The sequence below is a fragment of the Streptomyces sp. NPDC037100 genome (assembly GCF_055606225.1).
The window spans coordinates 86,617-106,979 of record NZ_JBVJSX010000014.1; the positions used below are offsets into that span (position 1 = coordinate 86,617).

The following is a 20,363-nucleotide window of genomic DNA, read 5'->3' on the forward strand; positions in this document are numbered from 1 at the left end:
CCCCGACGCGTGATCCCCGGCGATGCGCGATGGTGGAGCTATGCATGCGAAGGACATCCTCATCGACGGTTTCAGCCGCATCCGCGAAGAAGTCCATGCCACCGTCGAGGGGCTCGGGCCCGACGAGCTGAGCGCCCGCCCCACCCCCGACACCAACTCGATCGCCTGGCTGGTCTGGCACCTCACCCGCGTCCAGGACGACCACATGGCCGACGCCTTCGGCCACGAACAGGTGTGGCTGTCCCAGGACTGGGAGAAGCGCTTCGGACTGGACCTCCCCCGCCGCGACACGGGCTACGGCCACAGCCCAGCCAAGGTCGCCCGGGTCCGGGTCGACTCGGCCGAGCTGCTGACCGGCTATCACGACGCCGTGCACGAGCAGAGCCTGGACGCCCTGCAGGGCCTCGCCGCCAAGGACCTGGAACGCGTCATCGACGAGCGCTGGGACCCGCCGGTCACCCTGGGCGTCCGGCTGGTCAGCGTCCTGTCCGACGATCTCCAGCACGTCGGACAGGCCGCGTACCTGCGGGGGCTGCTTCAGAGCTCGGCGGCGTAACCGGGCAGCACCACGTCCCGGATGAGTGCGTTGCGCTCGTCGAACGGGATGAACGCGCTCTTCAGGGCGTTGACGGTGACCGTGCGCAGATCCTCGACGGTCCAGCCCGCCTGCTCGACCAGCAGGGACATCTCGCGGGTCATCGTGGTGCCCGACACCAGGCGGTTGTCGGTGTTGAGGGTGACGCGGAACCCGAGGTCCTTGAGCGCGGTGATCGGGTGCTCGGCGATCGAGGTGGCGGCGCCCGTCTGGAGATTGGACGTCGGGCACATCTCCAGCGCGACGCGCCGGTCGCGCACCCAGCCCGCGAGCCGGCCGAGCTTGCCCGCCGCCAGGTCGGGGATGTCGTCGGTGATCCGTACGCCGTGCCCGATGCGCTGGGCGCCACACACCTGCAGGGCCTGGTGGATGCTGGGCAGGCCGTGCGCCTCACCGGCGTGGATGGTGAACGGCACGTTCTCGCGGCGCAGGTGCTCGAAGGCCGCGAGGTGGTCGGCGGGCGGGAAGCCGTCCTCGGCTCCGGCGATGTCGAAGCCGACGACCCCGGCGTCTCGGAACGCCACGGCCAGCTCGGCGGCCTCGCGCACCCGGTCGAACATCCGCATCCCGCACAGCAGGGTGCCGACCCGCACCGGCGTGCCCGCGGCGGCCGCCTTGGCCATGCCGGCCGCCAGGCCCTCCTGGACGGTCTCCACGACCTCGGCCATGGTCAGCTCGCCGTTGGTATTCAGCTCGGGGGCGTAGCGGACCTCGCCGTACACGACGCCGTCGGCGGCCAGGTCGAGCACGTACTCCTCGGCCGTGCGCAGCAGGCCCTCGCGGGTCTGCATCACGGCGAGGGTGTGCTCGAAGGTGGCTATGTAGCGCACCAGGTCGCCGGAGTTGGCGGCCTCGTAGTACCAGGCGGCGAGCTCGTCCGGGTCGGTGGTGGGCAGGGTGTGGCCGACCGCCTCGGCCAGCTCCACCACGGTGGCGGGCCGCAGACCGCCGTCGAGGTGGTCGTGCAGCACGGCCTTGGGGAGGCGGCGGATCAGGTCGGAGTCTACGCGCGTAGCAGTCATGGCGGTCTTTCCTCGGGCAGGTGGTTCGTAAGGAGCGGGCGGGTCAGCCGGCGGGCTGGAGCAGGTCCCAGCGGTTGCCGTAGAGGTCCTGGAAGACGGCTACGGTCCCGTACGACTCGCGCCGCGGGTCCTCCAGGAAGGTCACGCCCGCCGCAGCCATGCGGGCGTGGTCGCGGGCGAAGTCGTCGGTGTGCAGGAAGAAGCCGACCCGCCCGCCGGACTGGTCGCCGACCCTGGCGGCCTGGGCCTCCCCCTTGGCGCGGGCCAGCAGCAGGCCGGTGCCGGTTCCCGGGACACCGGGTTCGACGACGACCCAGCGGGACCCGTCGGGCCGGGGCACGTCCTCGGCCAGCCGGAAGCCGAGGGCGTCGGTGTAGAAGCGGATCGCCTCGTCGTAGTCGTCGACAACGAGGGTGACCAGGGCGATACGTCTCATCGAGGCCTCTCGGAGCGGGCGGTTGACCGGAGAGGTTATACGTAAAACTCCACGGTTGCCAACTACTCGGCCGACTTCCACGGTCAGCTCTGTAACTACTAGTATGTACAGCTCCGATCAGCCCCATCCGGAGGTCCCATGCCTTTCGTCCGCATCGACACGCTCCGCGCCGGGCCCGAGCGCCTGGCCGCACTCGGCCGTGCCGTGCACGACGCCCTGACCGAGACGATCGGCATCCCGCCCGACGACCGGTTCCAGGTCCTCGTGGACCACGACGGCACGGGCGGCACCCTGCGCTGCGACGACTACCTCGGCGTACACCGCGACGAGGGCATCGCCTACATCGCGATCACCCTGCGCTCCGGTCGTACGTCCGCGCAGAAGCAGGCGCTGTACCGCCGGACCGCCGAACTCGCCCACGCGTACGCGGGCACCGAGCCGCGGAACGTGTTCGTCGTGCTGACCGAGAACGAGTCGGCCGACTGGTCACTGGGCGAGGGCGTGGCGCAGTATCTGGTCAGTCCGGAGTCTCAGGCTGCCTGGTAGGTGTGCTGTTCCGGGAGGTTGGTGACGGCGACACACTCGCGGGGCAGGCGGGAGCTTGCGGACACGGCCCAGGGATGCCGCCGTGCCGGATGCGCCCCGGCCGGGAGGCGCACAGGATGGAAGCGAGGCGTGCGTCGCCGCGCGGGGTGTGCCGAGAAGGGGATGGCGATCGTGGATCTCATACTGCGCCCGGGCACTGCGGACGATGCCGCAGAGTGCGGAAGAATCTGCTACGAGGCCTTCGCCGGCATCGCCGGGGAGCACGCGTTCCCGCCCGACATCCCGAGCCCCGACGTGGGTGTCGCGCTGATCGAAGGAGCCCTGACGCACCCGGGTTTCTACAGTGTCGTCGCCGAGCTCGACGGGCGGATCGTGGGCAGCAACTTCCTCGACGAACGCTCGATCGTCACGGGGGTCGGGCCCGTCACCGTCGACCCCGCCGTGCAGAACGCGGGCGTGGGCCGCAGCCTGATGCTGGACGTGATGGAGCGGGCCGACCAGCGGGGGGCGCCGGGCATCCGGCTGTTGCAGAGCGGTTACCACAACAGGTCGTTCTCTCTGTACGTGAGCCTGGGCTTCGCCCACCGGGCCACGGTGGCCTGCGTGCAGGGCCCGCCGATCCGGCGTGCGATGCCCGGGTACGAGGTGCGGGAGGCAACGGACGCGGACCTCGGCGCCTGCAACGACGTGTGCCGACAGGTCCACGGCGTCGACCGTGGCGGCGAGGTCGCCGACGCGCTCGAACAGGGCACCGCCCGGGTCGTCGAGCGTGAAGGACGGGTCACGGGATACGCCACCGACCTGGCCTTCTTCGCGCACGCCGTGGGCGAGACCGCCCCGGACCTCCAGGCCCTGATCGCGGCGGCCCCGCAGTTCGGCGGTCCCGGCATCCTCGTACCCGCGGGCGACAACGCGCTGCTCAGGTGGTGCCTGTCCAACGGCCTCAAGGTCGTGCAGCTGATGAGCCTGATGACCATCGGTCTGTACCACCGGCCCGACGGGGCCTACCTGCCCTCGATCCTCTACTAGGACTTGCGGCCCGAGGCGCCGGGCGCCGCCGCTCGCGCCGGCCGGCCCCAGCTGCCCCGCAGGCACCTCACGCGGGAGGGCATCCGCGCCGTGCGGAGGTCGCTCAACCGGCCTCGTGGCGCCGCGAGTCGAGCCGTTTCAGTTCCTCGTCGGTGAGGCCGATCGCGCCCGCTGCCACGTTCTCCGTGAGGTGGTCGGGGTTGCCGGTGCCGGGTATGGCGAGGACGTGGGGGCCCTGGTGCAGGGTCCAGGCGATGCGGATCTGGGCCGGGCTCGCACCATGGGCCCGGGCCACGGCACGGACGTCTTCGTCGTGGGCGGTGGTGACGCCCAGCTCACCGGCCTCGCCGGCGACGGCGTAGAACGGCACGAAGGCGATGCCCTCCTCACCGCAGACGCGGAGCACTTCGTCGGCGTCGGGGTCGGGGCGGTCGAGGGCGTACTGGTTCTGGACGCACACCACCGGCGCGATGGCACGGGCTTCCGCGAGATGGCGGGACGTGACGTTGGAGACGCCGAGGTGCCGGATCAGGCCCGCGTCACGCAGTTCGGCGAGTGCCCCGAAGTGCTCGGCGATCGAATCGAGCCGCGGCATCCTGCGCAGGTTGACCACGTCCAGGTGGTCGCGGCCGAGTTGGCGCAGGTTCTCCTCCACGTGGCCGCGCAGGTCCTCGGGGCGGGCCGAGGTGCCCCACTCCCCGTCGTAGGCCCGGTACGGGCCGACCTTGGTGACGATGACGAGGTCGTCGGGGTAGGGCGCGAGCGCGCTGTTGATGAGTTCGTTGGCGGAGCGCAGGGACGAGAAGTAGAAGGCGGCCGTGTCGATGTGGTTCACGCCGAGGTCGATGGCCTTGCGCAGGACGGTGATCGACCGCTCACGGGCGCTCGGTGTGCCGTGGTGGAAGGCGGCGCTGCCCGTCAGCCGCATCGCGCCGAAGCCGATGCGGTGGACGGGCAGGTCGCCGAGTTTCCAGCTGCCTGCGGCGGCCGCGGTGATCGTCTGTGAGTCCATCGGCGGAGTCTCACACACGGCGCCCGGGCGGCGTGGCGGATTTACGGATACGTGTACGAGTTGAGCGTGGTGACGGCGGAGGCCGGGTCGCCTCGGTCGTAGTGGTCCACGGCGAGGAAGTTGGGCTTCTTCCGGGCGGCGGGCCGGCAGAACCTCTCGGCGCGGTCGGCGAGTTTGGTGTTGTCCGTGCCCGCGGTACCGGCGAGCGGGACGTCACGGAAGTGGTTCATGACGAACAGCGGGCGGAACCCGGGTTCGGTGCGGGTCAGCGGGATGTTGGTGTCGGCGCCGTACCAGCGGCTGTAGCAGGACCAGTCGGAGGTGCCGACGCCCGCGCCCATCGACCAGTGGTTCTCGACTGTCCATTCCCGCTGGTACATGACGCCGAAGCTGTCCCGGGTCAGACCCGAGGCCTGGTCGGCGGAGCGGCTGTGGTCGGTGAAGATCAGCAGCCGGTCGCCGGCGGCGGCCAGGTCCGTCATCGTCGGCCAGCCGCTGTGCCGTACGCCGGTCAGGTCGGGTCGGTAGAGCACGTCCGACAGGCCGTTGACGCGGGCGAGTTCGGCGCGCAGGACGGCCGGGTCGACGTAGTCCTCCAGGAAGACGGTGACGAACTGGTCGGGGTGGGCCTTCAGGAAGTCGACCATGCGCTGGAGGTCGACCCACAGGGCGACGGGCCTGCTGACGAGGGTGCAGCTGTTGTGGCAGAGGATCGCGCCGTCCGGGGTCTGGTGAATGTCCAGCATGAATCCGCGGACGCCGTCGGCGAGTTGCTGCTGGATGCCGCGGGTCTGGTTGGGCACGAGGTTGACGAAGGGCGGGGCGAAGCCGCCGTCGACGCCGTTGGCGTATGCGTTGTGCGTGGTGAGAAACGTGACCTGGTCCAGGGTGCGACGGTCCTGGGGCGGCATGGGACCGGTGACGGGAGCGACCGGGGTGAGGTACCAGGCGGCGAGGTCGCCCGCCCCTGCGAGGGCCAGGCGCGCGGGGTAGTTTGCTCCGGGGGGCTTGGGCGCCACGGTGAGGTGGCGGGCTGTTCCCGGAACCCTGAGCGTGTAGCGGTCGGCGTCGAGCGGGGTGATCTCCCAGGGGGCGTCGGCGCTCGCACAGGCGACGGTCGCGGCCTGATCGGCGCTGCGGCCCAGGCAGGTGCCGGGCGCGTCGGTGCTCTCCAGGAGATACGTGGAGCCGTTCGGCTTCAGCTGCCACTGCTGCCGGTCCTCGTTGCCCCGGGGTCTGTGCTGCTCTACCGCGCCGCCGCTGTCGGCCGCGTTGAGCCCGGTCGTGACGCTCTGCACGTAGTAGGCACCCGCAGCAGGAGCGGCGGCAGCGGGCTGGGGGGCCACGACCGCGGCGGCGAGCGCCGCGGTCGTGGCGAGCAGGGCGTGGGGGGTGCGTAGGCGCATGAGGGATGCCCTTCCGTCAAACCAGTCAGGTGCATGACATCCCGCATGACACCACGCCGGCCGGTCCGGCGTCAGCAGTACAGGTTGCCGCCGGGTGACGTCCCGAGGATCTGCGTGAAGCGCTGGTAGTTGTTCACCCGGCTCTGCACCTGCGCCGGGTTCTTGCCGTCGCACTCCAGGGAGCCGTTGATGCTGCGGATCGTCTGGCCGAAACCGGCGCCGTTCACCATGGCGTTGTGCGGGGTCATGCTGCCGGGGCCGGTCTGGGTGTTCCAGTACCACAGGGCCGTCTTCCAGGCGACGGCCGAGTCGTTCTGCACCAGCCAGGGGTTGTTCAGCAGGTCGATGCCGAGTGCGTCGCCCGCCGCCTTGTAGTTGAAGTTCCAACTCAGCTGGATCGGGCCGCGCCCGTAGTAGGCGGCCTGCCCGGCCGGACAGCCGTAGGGCCGGCTCCAGTCGCAGTAGTGCGGGTAGTTGGCGGTGTTCTGCTCCACCACGTGCACCAGACCACCGGTCTCGTGGCTGACGTTGGCGAGGAAGGCCGCGGCCTCCTGCTTCTTCACCGTGTCGCTGCCGGTGCCGGCGAAGCCGGGGTAGGCGCTCAGGGCCGCGGTGAGGCCGCTGTAGCTGTAGAACGAATTCCGGTTCGGGAACATCTGGTTGAACTGCGCCTCGCTCACCACGAAGCGGGCGTCGGGCGCGCCGGGGCCGTTGTCGCAGGCGTACGGCTCCCAGTACCAGGTGCTGATGACCGGGTCGTAGCCCGGGTTGGCGTGCTCGGCGATGTATGCCTTTCCGTCGGTGTAGCGGACGATGTCGCCGGCGGCGTACGACTTCCCGGCCGTCCAGTTCGGATAACTGGAGCAGGCGGCGGCCGAGGCGTTCGCGGCGGGCAGGAGCACCGGCGCGGTGCCGGCGAGGGCGAGGGTGGCCAGGACTGCGGAGATGCGGCGTCTCGACACGGGTTCAACTCCTTCGCGGAGCACGGCCGCACCCTGACGAGGGCAGGGTGAGGCAGACCCCGGCCCGCACGCGCCGGTGGTCCGGCACGGCGTGGGGGCGGCCGTGGTGGGGGGCTGGGAGGCACACTCAACCGCTTTGGTCTGTACCAGTCAAGGGTGTAGACCAGTCAGGCGCGGACCTGTCGGGTACGGACCTGTCGGGTACGGACCTGTCGGGTACGCGCCGGATGACGGCCCGCCGTGCCTCGCTCGGGGCTCACACGCGCGCCGAGCCCTCCAGCGTCGCCGCCGGCCGGTCCAGCAGGGACCGCAGCAGGGCGTCGTCGCCGTCGCCGAGCGGCGGCCGGCCGGCGCGGACGGCGCGTTCGACGCGCTGCCAGTACTCCTGGCCACGCGGGGTGAGACGGGCGAGGACACGGCGCCGGTCGAACGGATCGACCCTGCGGTGCACGAGGTTCTGGTCGACGAGCTGGTCGACCGGCTTGGTCAGCGTCGGAGGCGGCAGGAAAGCGGCCTCGGCGAGCCCCGTCATGTGGTGCCCCTCACCGTCGGACAGCGCGGCCAGCACCCGCCACGCGTCCAGCGAGCAGCCCTCCGCCTCCAGAACGCCCTGCAAACGCCGCACCGCCAGCCGTTCGGCCCGCGTCAGCAACTGCACGAGGTCGTCGGGACGACGCGGGATCGGGCTGGACATCCCTGCTCCTTCTGGCGCGGGCCGATGGGCTGGACTTCGACGTGCTCGAGGAGCTGGACACACGTCCGTGACGGGACGGTCGGTGGCCGACACGCCCCCGGATCGACGCCCCGCGCCGCCGGAGCGCGAGAATCCTCTCCATGGCCACCACACCCCATCCCCTCGTCACCCGCGCCCGGCGACTGGCGCGTGATCTCCTCGTCCCGCAGGCCGAACGCGTCGATCAGGAGGGTGTGCCCACGAGCCATGTCGAGGAGGTGAAGCGGGCCGGGCTGCTCGGGGTGGTCGGGCCACAGGAGTACGGCGGCGCGGACGCGCCCGTGGCCGTGGCGCGGGAGACCGCGGAGATCCTCGCCGGGGCGTGCTGCTCCACCTGGTTCGTGCAGACCCAGCACCACACGCCGGTGAAGCTGCTCGCCACCTACGACTCGCCCGTCCGGGAGAAGCTCCTGCGTCCGCTGGCGACGGGCGAGCTGATGGCCGGGATCGCCTTCGCCCATGTCCGCGCCTTCCCCCGGGTGCCGGTGCGGGCCGTACGGCAGGAGGGCGGCTGGCGGTTCGAGGGGAGGGTGCCCTGGTACACGGGGTGGGGTCTGAACGACGTGATGCTGCTGGCCGGGGTGACGGACAGCGCCGAGGTGGTGTTCGGGTTCGCCGAGGCCCGCGAGCAACCGGGGCTGACGCCGTCGGCGCCCATGCGGCTCGCGGCCCTGACCGCCGCCCGTACGGTCTCCCTGGAGCTGGACGGCCTGTGGCTGCCGGAGGAGGCCGTCGTGCTGCGCACCTCGCGGGAGGAGTTCGCCCAGGTGGACCTGCCCCGGGCCGCGAACGCCAGTCCGGCCGTGTTCGGGGTGGCCTACGCGGCCCTGGACCTGGTGGAGCAGACCCCGGACGGCCGGGACACGGCCCGGTCGCTGCGCTCCCGGCTCGACGAGGTCCGCACGCAGGCCTACACCCTGGCCGACCGGCCCGCCCCGCACGAGTCCGTCCCGGAACGCCTGGTCGTGAAGACCCGCGCGTACGACCTCCTGCGCGCGGCGACGACCGCGGCGATCGTGGCCGGGGGCGGCCGGTCCATGGACCTGGGCAGCCGGGCGCAACGGCTGGCACGCGAGGGGATGTTCCTGCTGGTGCAGGGCCAGACGGCCGAGGCGCGCAGGACGCACCTCGGCTCACTGGCGTCCCGCTAGCCGAGGCGGGGCACGGCCGGCGCCCGGTCCGTCCGGGACGGGATCCTCCCGCAGAACTCCGCTTCGACCACGTCGACGTAGAGGGAGGAGTCCGGGAGCCAGTCGCCGTTGATGTTGAACGTGAGCTGGTGTTCGCCGTCCAGGGTGCCGACCATCGCGGACAGGGAGCCGTTGGTACGGCCGCTCTTGCCCACCACCTTCACCCCGCAGGACAACTGCGCGAACTCGACCCCGAGTCCGTACCCGGTGCCGTGCCCGGCCGGGACCTCTTCGAACATCTCCTTCATCTGCCGCTGGGGCAGCAAGTGGCCCTTGACCAGAGCACGTTGGAACCGGTTGAGGTCGCCGGTGGTGGAGATGACGTCGCCGGCCGCGCCCAGCCAGGTCATGTTCTGTTCGGTGGCGTCGTGGATCTCGGCGTCGGGGGCGTCCTGGTGGAGGCGGGAGTAGCCGACGGGGTGGGGCTTCGGCATGTGGGGTGACGTGCCGGGGAACGACGTCCCGCGCAGCTTCAGCGGGCGGAGGATGCGGCGGGTGATCTCCTGGGCGTAACTGTGGCCCGTGGCCTTCTCGATGACCATGCCCGCGATCACGAAGTTGGTGTTCGAGTACGACGGCTCGCTCTGCGGGCCGGACTGCGGCGGGCGCCGCAGAGCGATCGCCACGAGCTCCTCGGGCGTGTGGGTGTCGTACCGGTGCTCCGGGAAGCCGGGACCCGCGCTGTCGTGGAGGAAGGAGGGATCGTCGGTGTAGTTGGCGATGCCGCTGGTGTGGTCGAGGAGCCGGCGCAGGGTGACCGTGGAGCCGTCGTAGCCGTTGCCGCGCAGCAGTCCGGGCAGCCATCGCTCGACCGTGTCGTCCAGGTTCAGTCTGCCTTCAGCCTCCAGCTGCAGCAGGACGGTCGCGACGAACGTCTTGGTGATGCTGGCCCCGCGGAAGTGCTCGCCGGCCGACCGCTTGCGGCCGGTTCCGGTGTCCGCGTAGCCCGACTCACCGAACCAAGTCCCCTTGCTGTCACGGGCCTTGGCCGCCGCTCCGGGGAGTCCGCCGTTCTCGACCAGCGCGCGTAAGGCGGTCCGGGTGGCCTCGTGGCCGTGCCGCCGGTCCGCCGCCTGCGCTGCCGGGGCCAGTGCCGCCGTTCCGGCGGACAGCGCCACGGCCAGGGCGATCGAGACGGTGCGTGCGGCGCGCTGATTCATGTGTGTGCCTCCTGGTCACCGAGGGGCGGTCGCGCCCACTCGGTGACCAGGACGCCCGGGCCCGGCTTCAGGGTTGTTCTCCGGTCTCCGGTCTCCGGTGGCGGAGCGGGCGGGGTGTCAGCTCGCGACCGGCACGAAGGGGGCCGCGGCGGCGGGCGTGTCCTGACTGCCCGCGGGATGCCGCCACAGCCCCTGAGCGGCGAGGCGCGGCAGGACTCCCTCGCCGAACCAGTACGCCTCCTCCAGGTGCGGACAGCCGGAGAGGATGAACTCGTCGATGCCCAGGGCGTGGTCCTCCCTGATCCGCTCGGCCACCTCGTCGTGGCTGCCGACCAGGGCGGTGCCCGCCCCGCCGCGCACCAGGCCGATGCCGGCCCACAGGTTGGGGTGGATCTCCAGGCGGTCGCGGCGGCCGCCGTGCAGGGCGAGCATGCGCTGCTGCCCTTCGGACTCGCTGCGGGAGAGACCGGCCTGCACCGACGCCACCGTCTCCGGATTCGAAGCCGTCGAGCAGCCGGTCCGCCTCGGCCCAGGCCTGCTCGGCGGTGTCCACCCGGACGTGCTCGCCCTGCAGGTCGACGGTGCCGCCCTGCCACAATTCCCTTACGGCGTGCAGGAACTCACCGGTGCGGCGGTACCGGCCTCCTTGTCGAGGAAGTCGCCGAAAGCGCGCTGCTCCTTGTTCTCGCCGCCGGTGACGACGTTGAGCAGCAGCCGCCCACCGGTCTGCCGCTGGAAGGTGGCCGCCATCTGCGCGGCGCCGGTCTCAGTCGCCGTCCGCCGGAACGACCACGAGGAAGGCGTCCGACTCCAGGTCCATCACGACGGTGGCCGGCTCTCCCTCGGCACGGCGGCGTGCCGCGTACTCCTCCGCGGGCCACGATCCGCGCGGAGACCCCGCCGGGAACCGTTCCAACACCTTCGCGCTGATGGCCGCAGTCACGTCCGCTGCCCTCCCCTGTCCCGCGTCGCCCGCCGGGCGACGTCGATCGGTCGCTGTCGTACACATCCGGATGCCCCCGATCCGCCCGGACATGTACCGCCGGGTAGAGGGCGCGCTCCCCTCCGAGCTCTACACATAAAGGGGAAATAAGAGCAGAATGACGCTTACGCGGCGTTTACCGCACACCCCTCCAGACGCGGTCGCCCTGCACCATGAAGGAGACGAGTCATGGCCAACGTCTCGCCCACCAGGGGTGACATCACCACCCACCCCGACGCCTCCGAGATGCGGGACCGTTACGCCCGCGTGCTCGGCGGCCGCGATGTGGCGCTCGTGGACGGACCGGTGTTCCTGCTCGGTCTGTACTGCGCCGCCTCCCCGTGGATAGTCCACTACACGACCAGCCAGCCGGCACTCGTGACCCACAACCTGATCATGGGTATCGCGATCGGCCTGCTTGCGCTCGGGTTCACTCGCGCTCCGGAGCGCATGTACGGCCTGAGCTGGGCCATGTGCGCCCTCGGGGTGTGGATGATCATCTCGCCGTGGATCGTCGGCGAAAGCCCGGACGCCGGTGTCGTCTGGAACAACATCATCATCGGTGCGCTGGCCGTGATCCTGGGGCTGGTGTGCGCCGGCACGGCGGCGAAGGCCTCGCCCAGGCCGTAGCACCCGCCGGAAGGGAACCGAAGGCCGGTCCGCGTCCCGGACCGGCCCGTTCATGCCTCCCGGCTGCCGCCCGACCGGGGCCGGGGAGCCTCAGCCGTGACCGGCCGCCCGCATCGCGGCGAGCCCCTCACCGCTCGACGTGTGGAGCGGCTTCCAGCCGAGTTCGCGTTCCGCCTTGGCACAGGACAGGCGGAGCCGGGACGACATCATGGTGTGCGCGTACGACATGGGTCTCATCAGCCACAGCGGTACGGTCATCGGCTTCGGCAGTCCGAAGGCCCGGGCCACGGCCTCGATGTGCGTGCGGAAACCCATCGGGGTGAGGTCCGCGATGTTGTAGGCCTGCCCCGGCCGACCGCGTTCCACGGCGGCGACCACCGCACGAGCGGCGTCGGTGAGCTCCACCCACGGCAGCACGCGGCCCCGGTCGCGGGGCACGGGCAGCTGCCGTCGGCGCAGCAGGGGCAGCAGGGTATCGGTGCCGCCGGGGCCGTAGAAGAGACCGAAACGGAGTGCCACGCCCTCCAGGGCCTGCGCCTCGAAGGCGAGTCGCTCCTTGGTCCGCATGGCCGCGAGGTGCCGTTCGAGGCGCGGCGTGCTGCCGGGCGGGCCGAAGGGGTCGTCCTCGGTGAGCGGGCGGTCGCCGTGGTCGCCGTAGCCGTACCCGAAGGCCATCGACTCCACGACGAACCGGCGGGCTCCGGTGGCCCGGGCGGCCTCGATCAAGTGGGCTGTGCCCTGGGTGCGCAGCGCGTCGGTGGCGTACATGTCGCGGTCACGCACGGGGGGCTTGCGCAGGGCGGTCGCGGCGTGGATCACGGTGTCGAAGTGGTGTCCGTCGACGGCGTGCAGCAGCGCGTCGCGGTCCAGGAGGTCGGCGCGGATGCCGTTCTCCGCGCCGCGACCGAGACCGGTGACCTTGTGGCCCGCCTCGGTCAGGGCATGGGTGATGTGCCGGCCGAGAACGCCGCTCGCGCCGGCGAGGAGGATGCTCTGGCTCTTGTCGTTCGTCGTCATGACAGTGCGACGAACCGGACGGACGTGGCTGTGACATCCGCTTCCGCGCTCGGCCAGGATCTGTTCGCGTGCGGCTAGGTCGTGTACACGTACGGCGTCGTGGTCGTCAGCGCCGCGAAGCCGAGCCGTTCCAGGATCGGCCGGCTCTCATTGGAGGCGTCGACCTGCAGGTAGCGGTAGCCGCGGGCCGCGGCGGCCCGGGCGCGGTGGGCGACCAGGGAGCGGTAGATACCCCGGCCGCGCCACCCCGGGGCGGTGCCGCCGCCCCACAGGCCGGCGAAGGGGGTGCCGGGCACGAGTTCCATGCGGGCCGCGCTCACCGGCCGGTCGCCGGCCATGGCCACGACGGCCACGACGGTGTCCGGGTCGGCCGAAAGCCGGGCGAGGAGCTGGTGTCGCAGCCAGGAGCTGTCCGCGCCGAACGCCATCTCGTGGACGTCGGCCACGTGATCGACGCCCGCCGGGTCGGTCACCGGCACGACGCGCACGCCCTCCGGCAGTTCGGCGTCGAGGGCGAGAGCGCCGACCTCGCCGATCATCAGCGTCTCCTCGGCCCCGGGCGTGAACCCGGCCGCGCGCAGCCGCCGCCCGAGGTCGGCCGGCCGGTCGTGCCCGTACAGCTTCCACTCGAAGTCAAGGCCGAGCCCGGTGTAGTGGCCGATCTGCCCGGAGATCGCCGCGTCCGCCCCGGCCTCGTCGAGGGCCGACCACACGATGCCGTTCCAGCCCCCCGCGGAGGCGACCTGACGGACGACACCGCCGGTCCGCTCGACACGGGCGCCGGGGCCGTCCGGCCGGGCTTCCGCACGCAGGTCGCGGTCGAAGAGGGCGAGCAGCTCCGTGTGATCCATGAGCAGACCTCACCAGGCACCGGACGGGACGGCAACGGGTTTTCCCGCGCGGCCGCTCCGGGCCAGGCACTGCGAACGATGCGCACGGCCGCGCACGTGGCACCGGACGGGACGGCAACGGGTTTTCCCGCGCGGCCGCTCCGGGCCAGGCACTGCGAACGATGCGCACGGCCGCGCACGTGGCACCGGACGGGACGGCAACGGGTTTTCCCGCGCGGCCGCTCCGGGCCAGGCACTGCGAACGATGCGCGCGGCCGCGCACGTCCGGGCCGACCTCGGCCGGATCGTCCGCGTCCTCGCGTCGGAGCGACTCGGCTCCTGGGCGGGCGGGTCGCACGGCGAGATCGGTCCGGGCACGCCCCGTGCACGAGGTCGCACGCGATGCGGCCATGGGCGGCCCGGTACCGGAATTCATGGCTCGAGTAAGGGGCTGCACCTCCGTGGCGCGCCGGCCGCCCGCGGGCCGGGCCCGCGGGCGGCCACCCGAGATGCAGGGTCACTCGGGCGAACCTATGATCGATTTCAATCGGACCCAGGCGTACGACCAGGCGTACGCCCCGGTCTCCCCGACAGGGGGAGGCACGATGGAGGACATCTACGTCACGCCGACCGCCTGCGTCCACACTTCCCCCAGCGGCTGAAGGACTGGCCGGCCATGACGACGCACAACGACGACGTGGACTGGGACCGCTGGCCGGTTGCCGACTACCTCGCGGAGAACTACCGCGAGGTGCATCCCTGGGACGCGGCGGTCATCGCGCACCACAGCGCCTACTACCGGCGCCTTCCGCGCGGCGGCATCGCCCGCTCGGTGGAGTTCGGGGCGGGCCCCAACCTCTACCCCCTGATGCTCGCGTCCGCCGCGAGCCGCGGGATCGACGCGGTCGAGGCGGGAGCGAGCAACGTCGCCTACCTCACGGACCAGATCTGCCACCGTCCTGACGCGAGCTGGCTCCCCTTCCACGCGCTGTGCCGGGAACTCAACCCCGAGGTGCCGGCGACCCTGGCCGGGGCACTGGCACCGGTCAACGTCGTCCACGCCGACGTCCGCTCCCTGCCACCCGGTACGTACGAGCTCGCCTCCATGCACTTCGTCGCCGAGGGCGCGACGGAGGACTTCGCCGAGTTCGCCGACTTCTGCCGCACCTTCGTCCGAACGGCCCGGCCGGGCGGCCGCCTGATCGCCGCCTTCATGGAGAACATGCCGACGTACCGCATCGGGCCGGCCTCCCGCTGGCCGGGCTGTCCGGTGAACCCGGCCACGGTCACGGATGTCTTCGCGCCCCTGACCCGGGAGCTTGACGTGACCCACATCGACATGGACCCGACCCTGCCGGGCCACGGCGACTCGGGGATGGTACTGCTCACGGCGGTGGCGGAGGCGGTGTAGCCCGCACGGTCAGCCGTCCGCCCCCGGACGGAACCGCCGGCGCAGCACCACTCCCCCGGCGACCAGTGCCGCGCTCGCCGCGACGGCCTGGAGGGCGTGGTCCGTGCCCGTATGGGCCAAGGCGCCCCTGGCGTGCGGGACGGTGCGCGGGGCCGGTTCGGGGGCCGGTTCGGGGGCCGGGTTCGGCCGGGGCGGCGGGGTCGGCTTCGGGACCGGCTTCGGCGGATGCTGGGGACGGACCGGGCGGTGGTCGCCGGGGGTGTTCGACGACTGGTTGCCGGTCGCCGCGTTGCCGATGCCGACCACGTCGACCGAGTTGCCCGTGACGTTGACGGGGAGGTCGACCGGCAGCTGCACGGCGTTGCCGGAGACCACTCCCGGTGAACCCTTTCCGCCGCCCTCGGCGACCGCGCCGCCGGACCGGCCCGGCCGGCCGCCCCGCCCCTCGTCCCGGTTCGCGCAGCTGTTGCCGACGGCGGGGTTCAGCAACCCCACCACGTTCACGGTGTTCCCGCACACGTTCACCGGGACGTGCACCGGCAGCTGGACGGTGTTGCCGGAGACCACCCCCGGGGCGCCCGCCGCCGAGCCGTCCGCACCGGAACCGGCGTACGCGGGGACGGTCACGGCCATCGCGCCCGAGGCGGCGGCGACGGCGATCACTCCGTTTCGGGTAATCCTTCGCATGAACCCCTGCCTTCCAGACATCGTCGCGGGCGCTCACCCGCACCGGAGAGAACGCCGGGCACCCGGTCCGAGTTATGGCTTATCGGCCTTTCACTCCATCGAGCGGGCCGGTTGTCGAACGAGCGGTAAAGCCCTTCGTATACCGGCTCCGATCGGGGCCCGCACGGGGGCGAGCCCCGCAGGACACGGTTCGCCGAGTGGCCCCGCCCGCCCGGAGGCGAGGCCTTCGGGGCGCGCATATGGTGAGCGAGGGTGTCCCGGTCCGCTGCGGTCGCCCCGCGTCCCTGGAGGCATCGATGCTGGCCAAGCTGTCCACGCGCCCCTCGATACGGCGCTGCGCGGTCACCGGCACGGCCGGGCTGGCCCTGCTGGGCACGGCACTGCCGGCCGCCGACGGCCCTCCGCCTGGTCTGTCGCGCTTCTACGACCAGAAGGTCACGTGGTCGAGGTGCGAGGGCACGGACATGCCGAAGGACCTCCAGTGCGGCAAGGTCACCGTCCCGCTCGACTACGCCAGGCCCGGCAAGGGCACCCTCGACCTCGCCGTCGCCCGCTACCGGGCCACGGGCCGGTCCCGGGGCTCGGTCCTGCTGAACTTCGGCGGCCCCGGCGGTCAGGGCGTGGCCCAACTCGCCATGGGCGGCAAGGACTTCATGGGCCTGACGAACGGCTACGACGTCGTCTCCTTCGATCCTCGCGGCGTCGGCCGCTCCTCGCCGGTCAGCTGCGGAAACGCCTCGGACAACGCCCTGGACGCGACGGACGGCAACGCCGACGTGGCCGACCCCGGTGCCGTGCTCGCAGAGCTGCGCGCGGCGGCGGCCGAGTGCACCGAGCACTCCGGCCCGGTCCTGCCCCACATCGGCACGGTCAACGCCGCCCGAGACCTGGACGTCATGCGCGAGGCGCTCGGCGACGACAAGCTCAACTACCTGGGCTTTTCCTACGGGAGCCGGCTGGGCGCGGTGTACGCGGCCCAGTACCCCGAGAAGGTCGGCAGGATGGTGCTGGACGGCGTCGACACACTGACCGAACCGCTGGCCGACCAGGGCGTGGCGAACGCCCAGGGGCAGCAGACAGCGCTGGAGAGTTTCCTGACCTGGTGCACCGAGGACATCGCCTGTCCGTTCGGACGGAATCCCCGAGAAGCCCGGGAACACGTCGTACAGGTGGTCGAGTCGCTCGACAAGGACCCGCTGCCGACCGATTTCGGTGAGGCGTTCACCGGTCAGGACTTCGCGGGCGCCCTCGGGCAGGGCCTGTACAGCAGGGAGCTGTGGCCGTCGCTGCAGCGGGCCATCGGCCAGCTGCTCGAGGACGGCGACACCCGCGGCCTGGAGGCGTTCCTGTCCGGCGGCTTCACCCTGCCGCCGCGACGCACCCCGCACGCCGGACTCACCGACCCGGCGGACATCCCCCTCGACAACCTGCCGGCGGCACTGATGGCGGTCAACTGCGCCGACGATCCCGACCGCCCCTCCGCGGCGCAGGTCACCGAGGACCTGGGCCGGCTGCGCGCCCGCTACGAACAGGCATCACCGGTGTTCGGACGGTACCGGCTCACCCAGGTACTGATGTGCTACGGCCGCCCCAAGGGCACCGACTACATCCGCGACGACGTCAAGGACGTCGAGACGCCGAGGATGCTGCTCGTCGGGACCCGGGGCGACCCGGCCACGCCGTACCGCTGGACGATGGAGACGGCGAGGCGGCTCGGATCGTCGGCCGTGGTGCTCGACAACCGGGGCGAGGGCCACACCGGCTACGGCTCGTCCAAGTGCGTGCACAGCAAGGTCGACGCCTTCCTGCTCTACGGAACGCTCCCGCCGGACGGCAGCTCCTGCGGCTCCGACCGCGACGACGAATGAGATCGACTGCCCCAAATGCCCTCATCGTGAATTCGCTCTATCGTTCTGTCATGGAGAGCGTTCTGAGTCCCGCGACCCTTGCCGAGCTGCGGCGCCCGCGCCCCTACCCCGCGGTCTCCGTGCTGACGCCGACCCACCGGCGCGATCCCTACAGCACCCAGGACCAGGTCCGGCTGCGCAACGTGGTCGCCGAGGCCAAGAGGCAGCTGGAGGCCGATCCGGCCGTCACCCGCGAGCGACGCACCGAGGTCGCCGGGCACCTCGACCGGGCCCTGACCGAGGTCGACCTGACACATGCCGAGGAGGGCCTGGCGATCTTCGCCGCTCCGGGCGAGCACCAGGTGTGGTCGCTGGCCAGACCCGTACCCGAACGCGTGGTGCTCTCGGACACCTTCCTCACCCGTAACCTCGTCTCCGCACAGACGGCCGGGCGGCCCTTCTGGGTCCTGTCGCTCGCCGCGGACCGCGTCACGCTGTGGAACGGCGGCGTCGACCGGGTCGCCGCGGCCCGCGTCGGCGGCTTCCCGCTGACCCGGCGCGTGGAGAACTTCGACCCGGAGCGGCAGCAGCGGATCGGCGACACCCCGAGCGCCTTCCGGGAGGAACGCACGCGCCAGTTCCTCCGCGAGGCCGACACCGCGATGAGCGCCGTGCTGCGCGACCACCCGAGGCAGCTGTACGTCACCGGCGAGCCGGCCGCCCTCTCCCTGCTGGACGAGGTCGGTGGCACCGCCCGGCGTGCGGTGCACATCCCGCACGGCGGGCTCGCCCACGGGACCCCCGAGGTCGTGTGGCAGGCCGTGCGGCCGGTGGTCGAGGCGGAGGCCCGCAGGAGCACGGACGCCGTGACCCGCGCCCTCGAAACGGCCCGCGGACGACGGGAGTTCGCCGCCGGTGTCGACGAGCTGTGGCAGAGCGCCCGGGACGGCCGCGTCCGGCTGCTGGCCGTCGAGGAGAACTACCGGGTGACGGTCCGCGACGCCGGGGACCATCTGATCCTGGCCGATACCGGCGACCTCGACTCCCGCGAGGACATCGTGGACGAGATCGTCGAACAGTGCCTGGAGACCGGGGCCGACGTCCGCTTCGTACCGGACGGCACACTCGGTGAGGCGGACGGCATGGCCGGGGTGCTGCGGTACTGACGGAGCACCCGCTCGCCACGCTCGAACACAGGACCGTCGAACACGCGAAGCAGCCTCGCACCGACGTCCCGACGGACCGTCAAATGCCGTGTGTACTCTACGACTTGGACCTCCGGGTGGGGCACTCCACGCCTACCTCGGAGTAACTCCGTGAGACTGTGGCATATGCCAGAAGCACCACCGTATCGTGTGTCGTCGAATCCCTTACAGGGCGTCGCGGGCTGTGCAACAGTCGTAACGGTCCCTCCGTCCGCCTTGGTCGTACCGTCCCCGCATCGGAGTGCGTCATGCCGTCCCACCTCTCCGCGGACCGCCCAGCCGCCCAGCCGCCCAGCCGCGGCTCGGTCGACGCGCTCATATCGCAGACGCGGCGGCTCAAGGGCGACGTGGACGCGGTGCGCCGCGACGCCGAGGGGGAAGAAGCGGATCACCCGCGCGAGCGCTGGCAACGCGCCCTGTACGACCTGGCCCTGCACCAGCTCAACGACCTCGACGAGCACCTGGCCCAGTTACGGGACGGCCCCCTGCCCACGACCGCGAACCCGGAACCCGCCGCATCCGCACCGGGCTCACTGCTCAGCCGGGTCGGCAGCGCCGAGTGGAACCTCCTGACGGACGAGGCCAGTTGGTCCGGGGAGCTCTACCGGATCCTCGGCCGCGACCCGGCCGCTCCCCCCCTCACCCTCGACGAGCTGCCGTCGCTGGTGGTGGACGAGGACCGGCCGAAGCTGACGGCGATGGTGACCGACTGCCTCGTCGACGCGAGGCCCATCGACGGCGAGTTCCGCATCACCCGCCGGGGCGGCGACGTACGGACCGTCCACATGATGGGCGAACCGGTGCTCGACACTGACGGCAGCACCGCCTCGATGTGGGCAGTGCTGCGCGACGTCAGCGAACTGCGCAGCAGCCAGCGGGCGGTGAGCGAGACCCGTGACTCGCTCCACCACCGGCAGGAGGCCGCGCGGAGCGAGCGGCGGCTCGCGGTCGAGCTGCAGGAGGCCGTGCTGCCGCAGCGGCGCGGCTCCCTGCGGCTCCCGCACCGGGGCCCGAGGACCCTCGACATCGCCTCCCAGCACCTGCCGGCCTCCACGAACACACTCATCGGCGGCGACTGGTACGACGCACTCGAACTGACCGACGGCGAAACGCTCCTCAGCGTCGGCGATCTCACCGGCCAGGGTGTCGGCGTCACGTCGAACATGACCATGCTGCTCGGTGCCGTACGCGGCATGGCGATGGCCGGTGCGCAACCGGGGCAGTTGATGGCCTGGCTGAACCAGTTGCTCGACGCCACCGTGCAACCCGCCCTGGGCAGCGCCGTCTGCTGCCGTTACCGGCCCGCTACGCGGACCCTGGTATGGGCGCAGGCCGGGCACCCCGCCCCGCTGCTGTTCCGCGACGGGACGGGACGCGTACTGAACGCACCCGACGGTGTCCTGCTCGGCGCCACCTCGGGCGCCGTCTACGGGCAGGCCGAAGAGACGCTCGAGGTGGGCGACCTGCTGCTCCTGCACACCGACGGGCTGGTGCCCGGGCACACGGGATCGGCGGCCGCGCAGCTGCTCCTCGGTCTGGCACCCCGCCTGGCCCTGAACCGTACCGCGGAGGACTGCGTACGGACCGTGGTCCGGGAGTTCGGCGAGGGCGCGCGCGAGGACAACGCCTGCGTGCTCATGGCCAAGGTGACGTCTTGAGGAAA

General features: G+C 71.8%; 21 protein-coding genes and 1 pseudogene. 10 read left to right on the forward strand and 12 right to left on the reverse strand.

The annotated features are described in order from the left end of the window. Positions 1-40: 40 nt before the first annotated feature. On the forward strand, positions 41-556 hold the full coding sequence (locus ACZ7EG_RS34825) for a mycothiol transferase (protein ID WP_471088016.1): 516 nt from the start codon (positions 41-43) through the stop codon (positions 554-556). Here the strand turns inward: ACZ7EG_RS34825 and ACZ7EG_RS34830 are convergent. After that, on the reverse strand, positions 538-1,617 hold the full coding sequence (locus tag ACZ7EG_RS34830; protein WP_471088018.1) for an adenosine deaminase: 1,080 nt from the start codon (positions 1,615-1,617) through the stop codon (positions 538-540). The two genes, ACZ7EG_RS34825 and ACZ7EG_RS34830, sit on opposite strands and share 19 nt — an antisense overlap. Positions 1,618-1,660: 43 nt before the next feature. Beyond that, positions 1,661-2,053 (reverse strand): VOC family protein, encoded by a 393-nt coding sequence (locus ACZ7EG_RS34835; protein WP_471088020.1) that lies wholly within the window; start codon positions 2,051-2,053, stop codon positions 1,661-1,663. 138 nt (positions 2,054-2,191) lie between these two features. On the opposite strand from ACZ7EG_RS34835, the gene ACZ7EG_RS34840 reads away from it, so the two are divergent. Next, positions 2,192-2,599, forward strand: a complete 408-nt coding sequence (locus ACZ7EG_RS34840; RefSeq protein WP_471088022.1) for a tautomerase family protein — start codon at positions 2,192-2,194, stop codon at positions 2,597-2,599. 162 nt (positions 2,600-2,761) lie between these two features. Beyond that, positions 2,762-3,628 (forward strand): GNAT family N-acetyltransferase, encoded by an 867-nt coding sequence (locus ACZ7EG_RS34845; RefSeq protein WP_471088024.1) that lies wholly within the window; start codon positions 2,762-2,764, stop codon positions 3,626-3,628. A gap of 103 nt (positions 3,629-3,731) precedes the next feature. Here the strand turns inward: ACZ7EG_RS34845 and ACZ7EG_RS34850 are convergent, their stop codons facing one another. From ACZ7EG_RS34850 to ACZ7EG_RS34865, 4 genes are all read right to left on the reverse strand, one after another. Next, a complete protein-coding gene (locus ACZ7EG_RS34850; protein ID WP_471088026.1) occupies positions 3,732-4,640 on the reverse strand; it encodes an oxidoreductase in 909 nt (302 codons plus the stop codon). 41 nt (positions 4,641-4,681) lie between these two features. Continuing rightward, the gene (locus ACZ7EG_RS34855) at positions 4,682-6,046 is read right to left on the reverse strand and encodes a phospholipase (protein ID WP_471088028.1); all 1,365 of its coding nucleotides are present in this window, start codon (positions 6,044-6,046) and stop codon (positions 4,682-4,684) included. A gap of 71 nt (positions 6,047-6,117) precedes the next feature. Further along, complete coding sequence (locus ACZ7EG_RS34860; RefSeq protein ID WP_471088030.1) at positions 6,118-7,008, reverse strand: glycoside hydrolase family 19 protein; 891 nt, start codon at positions 7,006-7,008, stop codon at positions 6,118-6,120. Positions 7,009-7,264: 256 nt separating this feature from the next. Next, positions 7,265-7,702 carry a MarR family winged helix-turn-helix transcriptional regulator gene (locus ACZ7EG_RS34865; protein WP_471088032.1) on the reverse strand — a complete coding sequence of 146 codons (438 nt, stop codon included), beginning with the start codon at positions 7,700-7,702 and terminating at the stop codon, positions 7,265-7,267. A gap of 140 nt (positions 7,703-7,842) precedes the next feature. Between ACZ7EG_RS34865 and ACZ7EG_RS34870 the strand changes: the two genes are divergently transcribed. Further along, positions 7,843-8,892, forward strand: a complete 1,050-nt coding sequence (locus ACZ7EG_RS34870) for an acyl-CoA dehydrogenase family protein (protein ID WP_471088034.1) — start codon at positions 7,843-7,845, stop codon at positions 8,890-8,892. Here the strand turns inward: ACZ7EG_RS34870 and ACZ7EG_RS34875 are convergent. From ACZ7EG_RS34875 to ACZ7EG_RS34885, 3 genes and pseudogenes are all read right to left on the reverse strand, one after another. After that, positions 8,889-10,091, reverse strand: coding sequence for a serine hydrolase domain-containing protein (locus ACZ7EG_RS34875; RefSeq protein WP_471088036.1), 1,203 nt, complete (start codon positions 10,089-10,091; stop codon positions 8,889-8,891). The genes ACZ7EG_RS34870 and ACZ7EG_RS34875 overlap by 4 nt on opposite strands. Positions 10,092-10,208: 117 nt before the next feature. Next, positions 10,209-10,856: pseudogene (locus ACZ7EG_RS34880) on the reverse strand (LLM class flavin-dependent oxidoreductase); the annotation flags it as partial. A gap of 1 nt (position 10,857) precedes the next feature. Continuing rightward, the gene (locus ACZ7EG_RS34885; RefSeq protein ID WP_179878739.1) at positions 10,858-11,034 is read right to left on the reverse strand and encodes a hypothetical protein; all 177 of its coding nucleotides are present in this window, start codon (positions 11,032-11,034) and stop codon (positions 10,858-10,860) included. A 228-nt stretch (positions 11,035-11,262) separates the two neighbouring features. Here ACZ7EG_RS34885 and ACZ7EG_RS34890 point away from each other — a divergent pair, with 228 nt between their 5' ends. Next, a complete protein-coding gene (locus tag ACZ7EG_RS34890; protein ID WP_344459872.1) occupies positions 11,263-11,703 on the forward strand; it encodes an SPW repeat protein in 441 nt (146 codons plus the stop codon). 90 nt (positions 11,704-11,793) lie between these two features. Here the strand turns inward: ACZ7EG_RS34890 and ACZ7EG_RS34895 are convergent, their stop codons facing one another. Beyond that, positions 11,794-12,720: an NAD-dependent epimerase/dehydratase family protein gene (locus tag ACZ7EG_RS34895; protein ID WP_471088038.1), complete on the reverse strand. Its 927-nt coding sequence runs from the start codon at positions 12,718-12,720 to the stop codon at positions 11,794-11,796. A 74-nt stretch (positions 12,721-12,794) separates the two neighbouring features. Next, positions 12,795-13,571, reverse strand: coding sequence for a GNAT family N-acetyltransferase (locus tag ACZ7EG_RS34900; protein ID WP_471088040.1), 777 nt, complete (start codon positions 13,569-13,571; stop codon positions 12,795-12,797). A gap of 512 nt (positions 13,572-14,083) precedes the next feature. On the opposite strand from ACZ7EG_RS34900, the gene ACZ7EG_RS34905 reads away from it, so the two are divergent. Together ACZ7EG_RS34905 and ACZ7EG_RS34910 are read left to right on the forward strand one after the other, a co-directional pair. Beyond that, positions 14,084-14,212 (forward strand): hypothetical protein, encoded by a 129-nt coding sequence (locus ACZ7EG_RS34905; protein WP_471088042.1) that lies wholly within the window; start codon positions 14,084-14,086, stop codon positions 14,210-14,212. 14 nt (positions 14,213-14,226) lie between these two features. Next, positions 14,227-14,961, forward strand: a complete 735-nt coding sequence (locus ACZ7EG_RS34910; RefSeq protein WP_471088044.1) for a class I SAM-dependent methyltransferase — start codon at positions 14,227-14,229, stop codon at positions 14,959-14,961. Between the two features lie 9 nt (positions 14,962-14,970). Here the strand turns inward: ACZ7EG_RS34910 and ACZ7EG_RS34915 are convergent, their stop codons facing one another. After that, positions 14,971-15,648 carry a chaplin gene (locus ACZ7EG_RS34915; RefSeq protein WP_471088046.1) on the reverse strand — a complete coding sequence of 226 codons (678 nt, stop codon included), beginning with the start codon at positions 15,646-15,648 and terminating at the stop codon, positions 14,971-14,973. Positions 15,649-15,944: 296 nt separating this feature from the next. Here ACZ7EG_RS34915 and ACZ7EG_RS34920 point away from each other — a divergent pair, with 296 nt between their 5' ends. The 3 genes from ACZ7EG_RS34920 to ACZ7EG_RS34930 all read left to right on the forward strand — a co-directional run bounded on the left by ACZ7EG_RS34920 (position 15,945) and on the right by ACZ7EG_RS34930 (position 20,358). Further along, entirely contained in the window at positions 15,945-17,516 is a 1,572-nt protein-coding gene (locus tag ACZ7EG_RS34920; protein WP_471088048.1) for an alpha/beta hydrolase, read from the forward strand. A gap of 50 nt (positions 17,517-17,566) precedes the next feature. Then, positions 17,567-18,661, forward strand: coding sequence for a baeRF3 domain-containing protein (locus tag ACZ7EG_RS34925; protein WP_471088050.1), 1,095 nt, complete (start codon positions 17,567-17,569; stop codon positions 18,659-18,661). Positions 18,662-18,948: 287 nt separating this feature from the next. Then, entirely contained in the window at positions 18,949-20,358 is a 1,410-nt protein-coding gene (locus tag ACZ7EG_RS34930; RefSeq protein ID WP_471088052.1) for a PP2C family protein-serine/threonine phosphatase, read from the forward strand. Positions 20,359-20,363 lie beyond the last annotated feature (5 nt).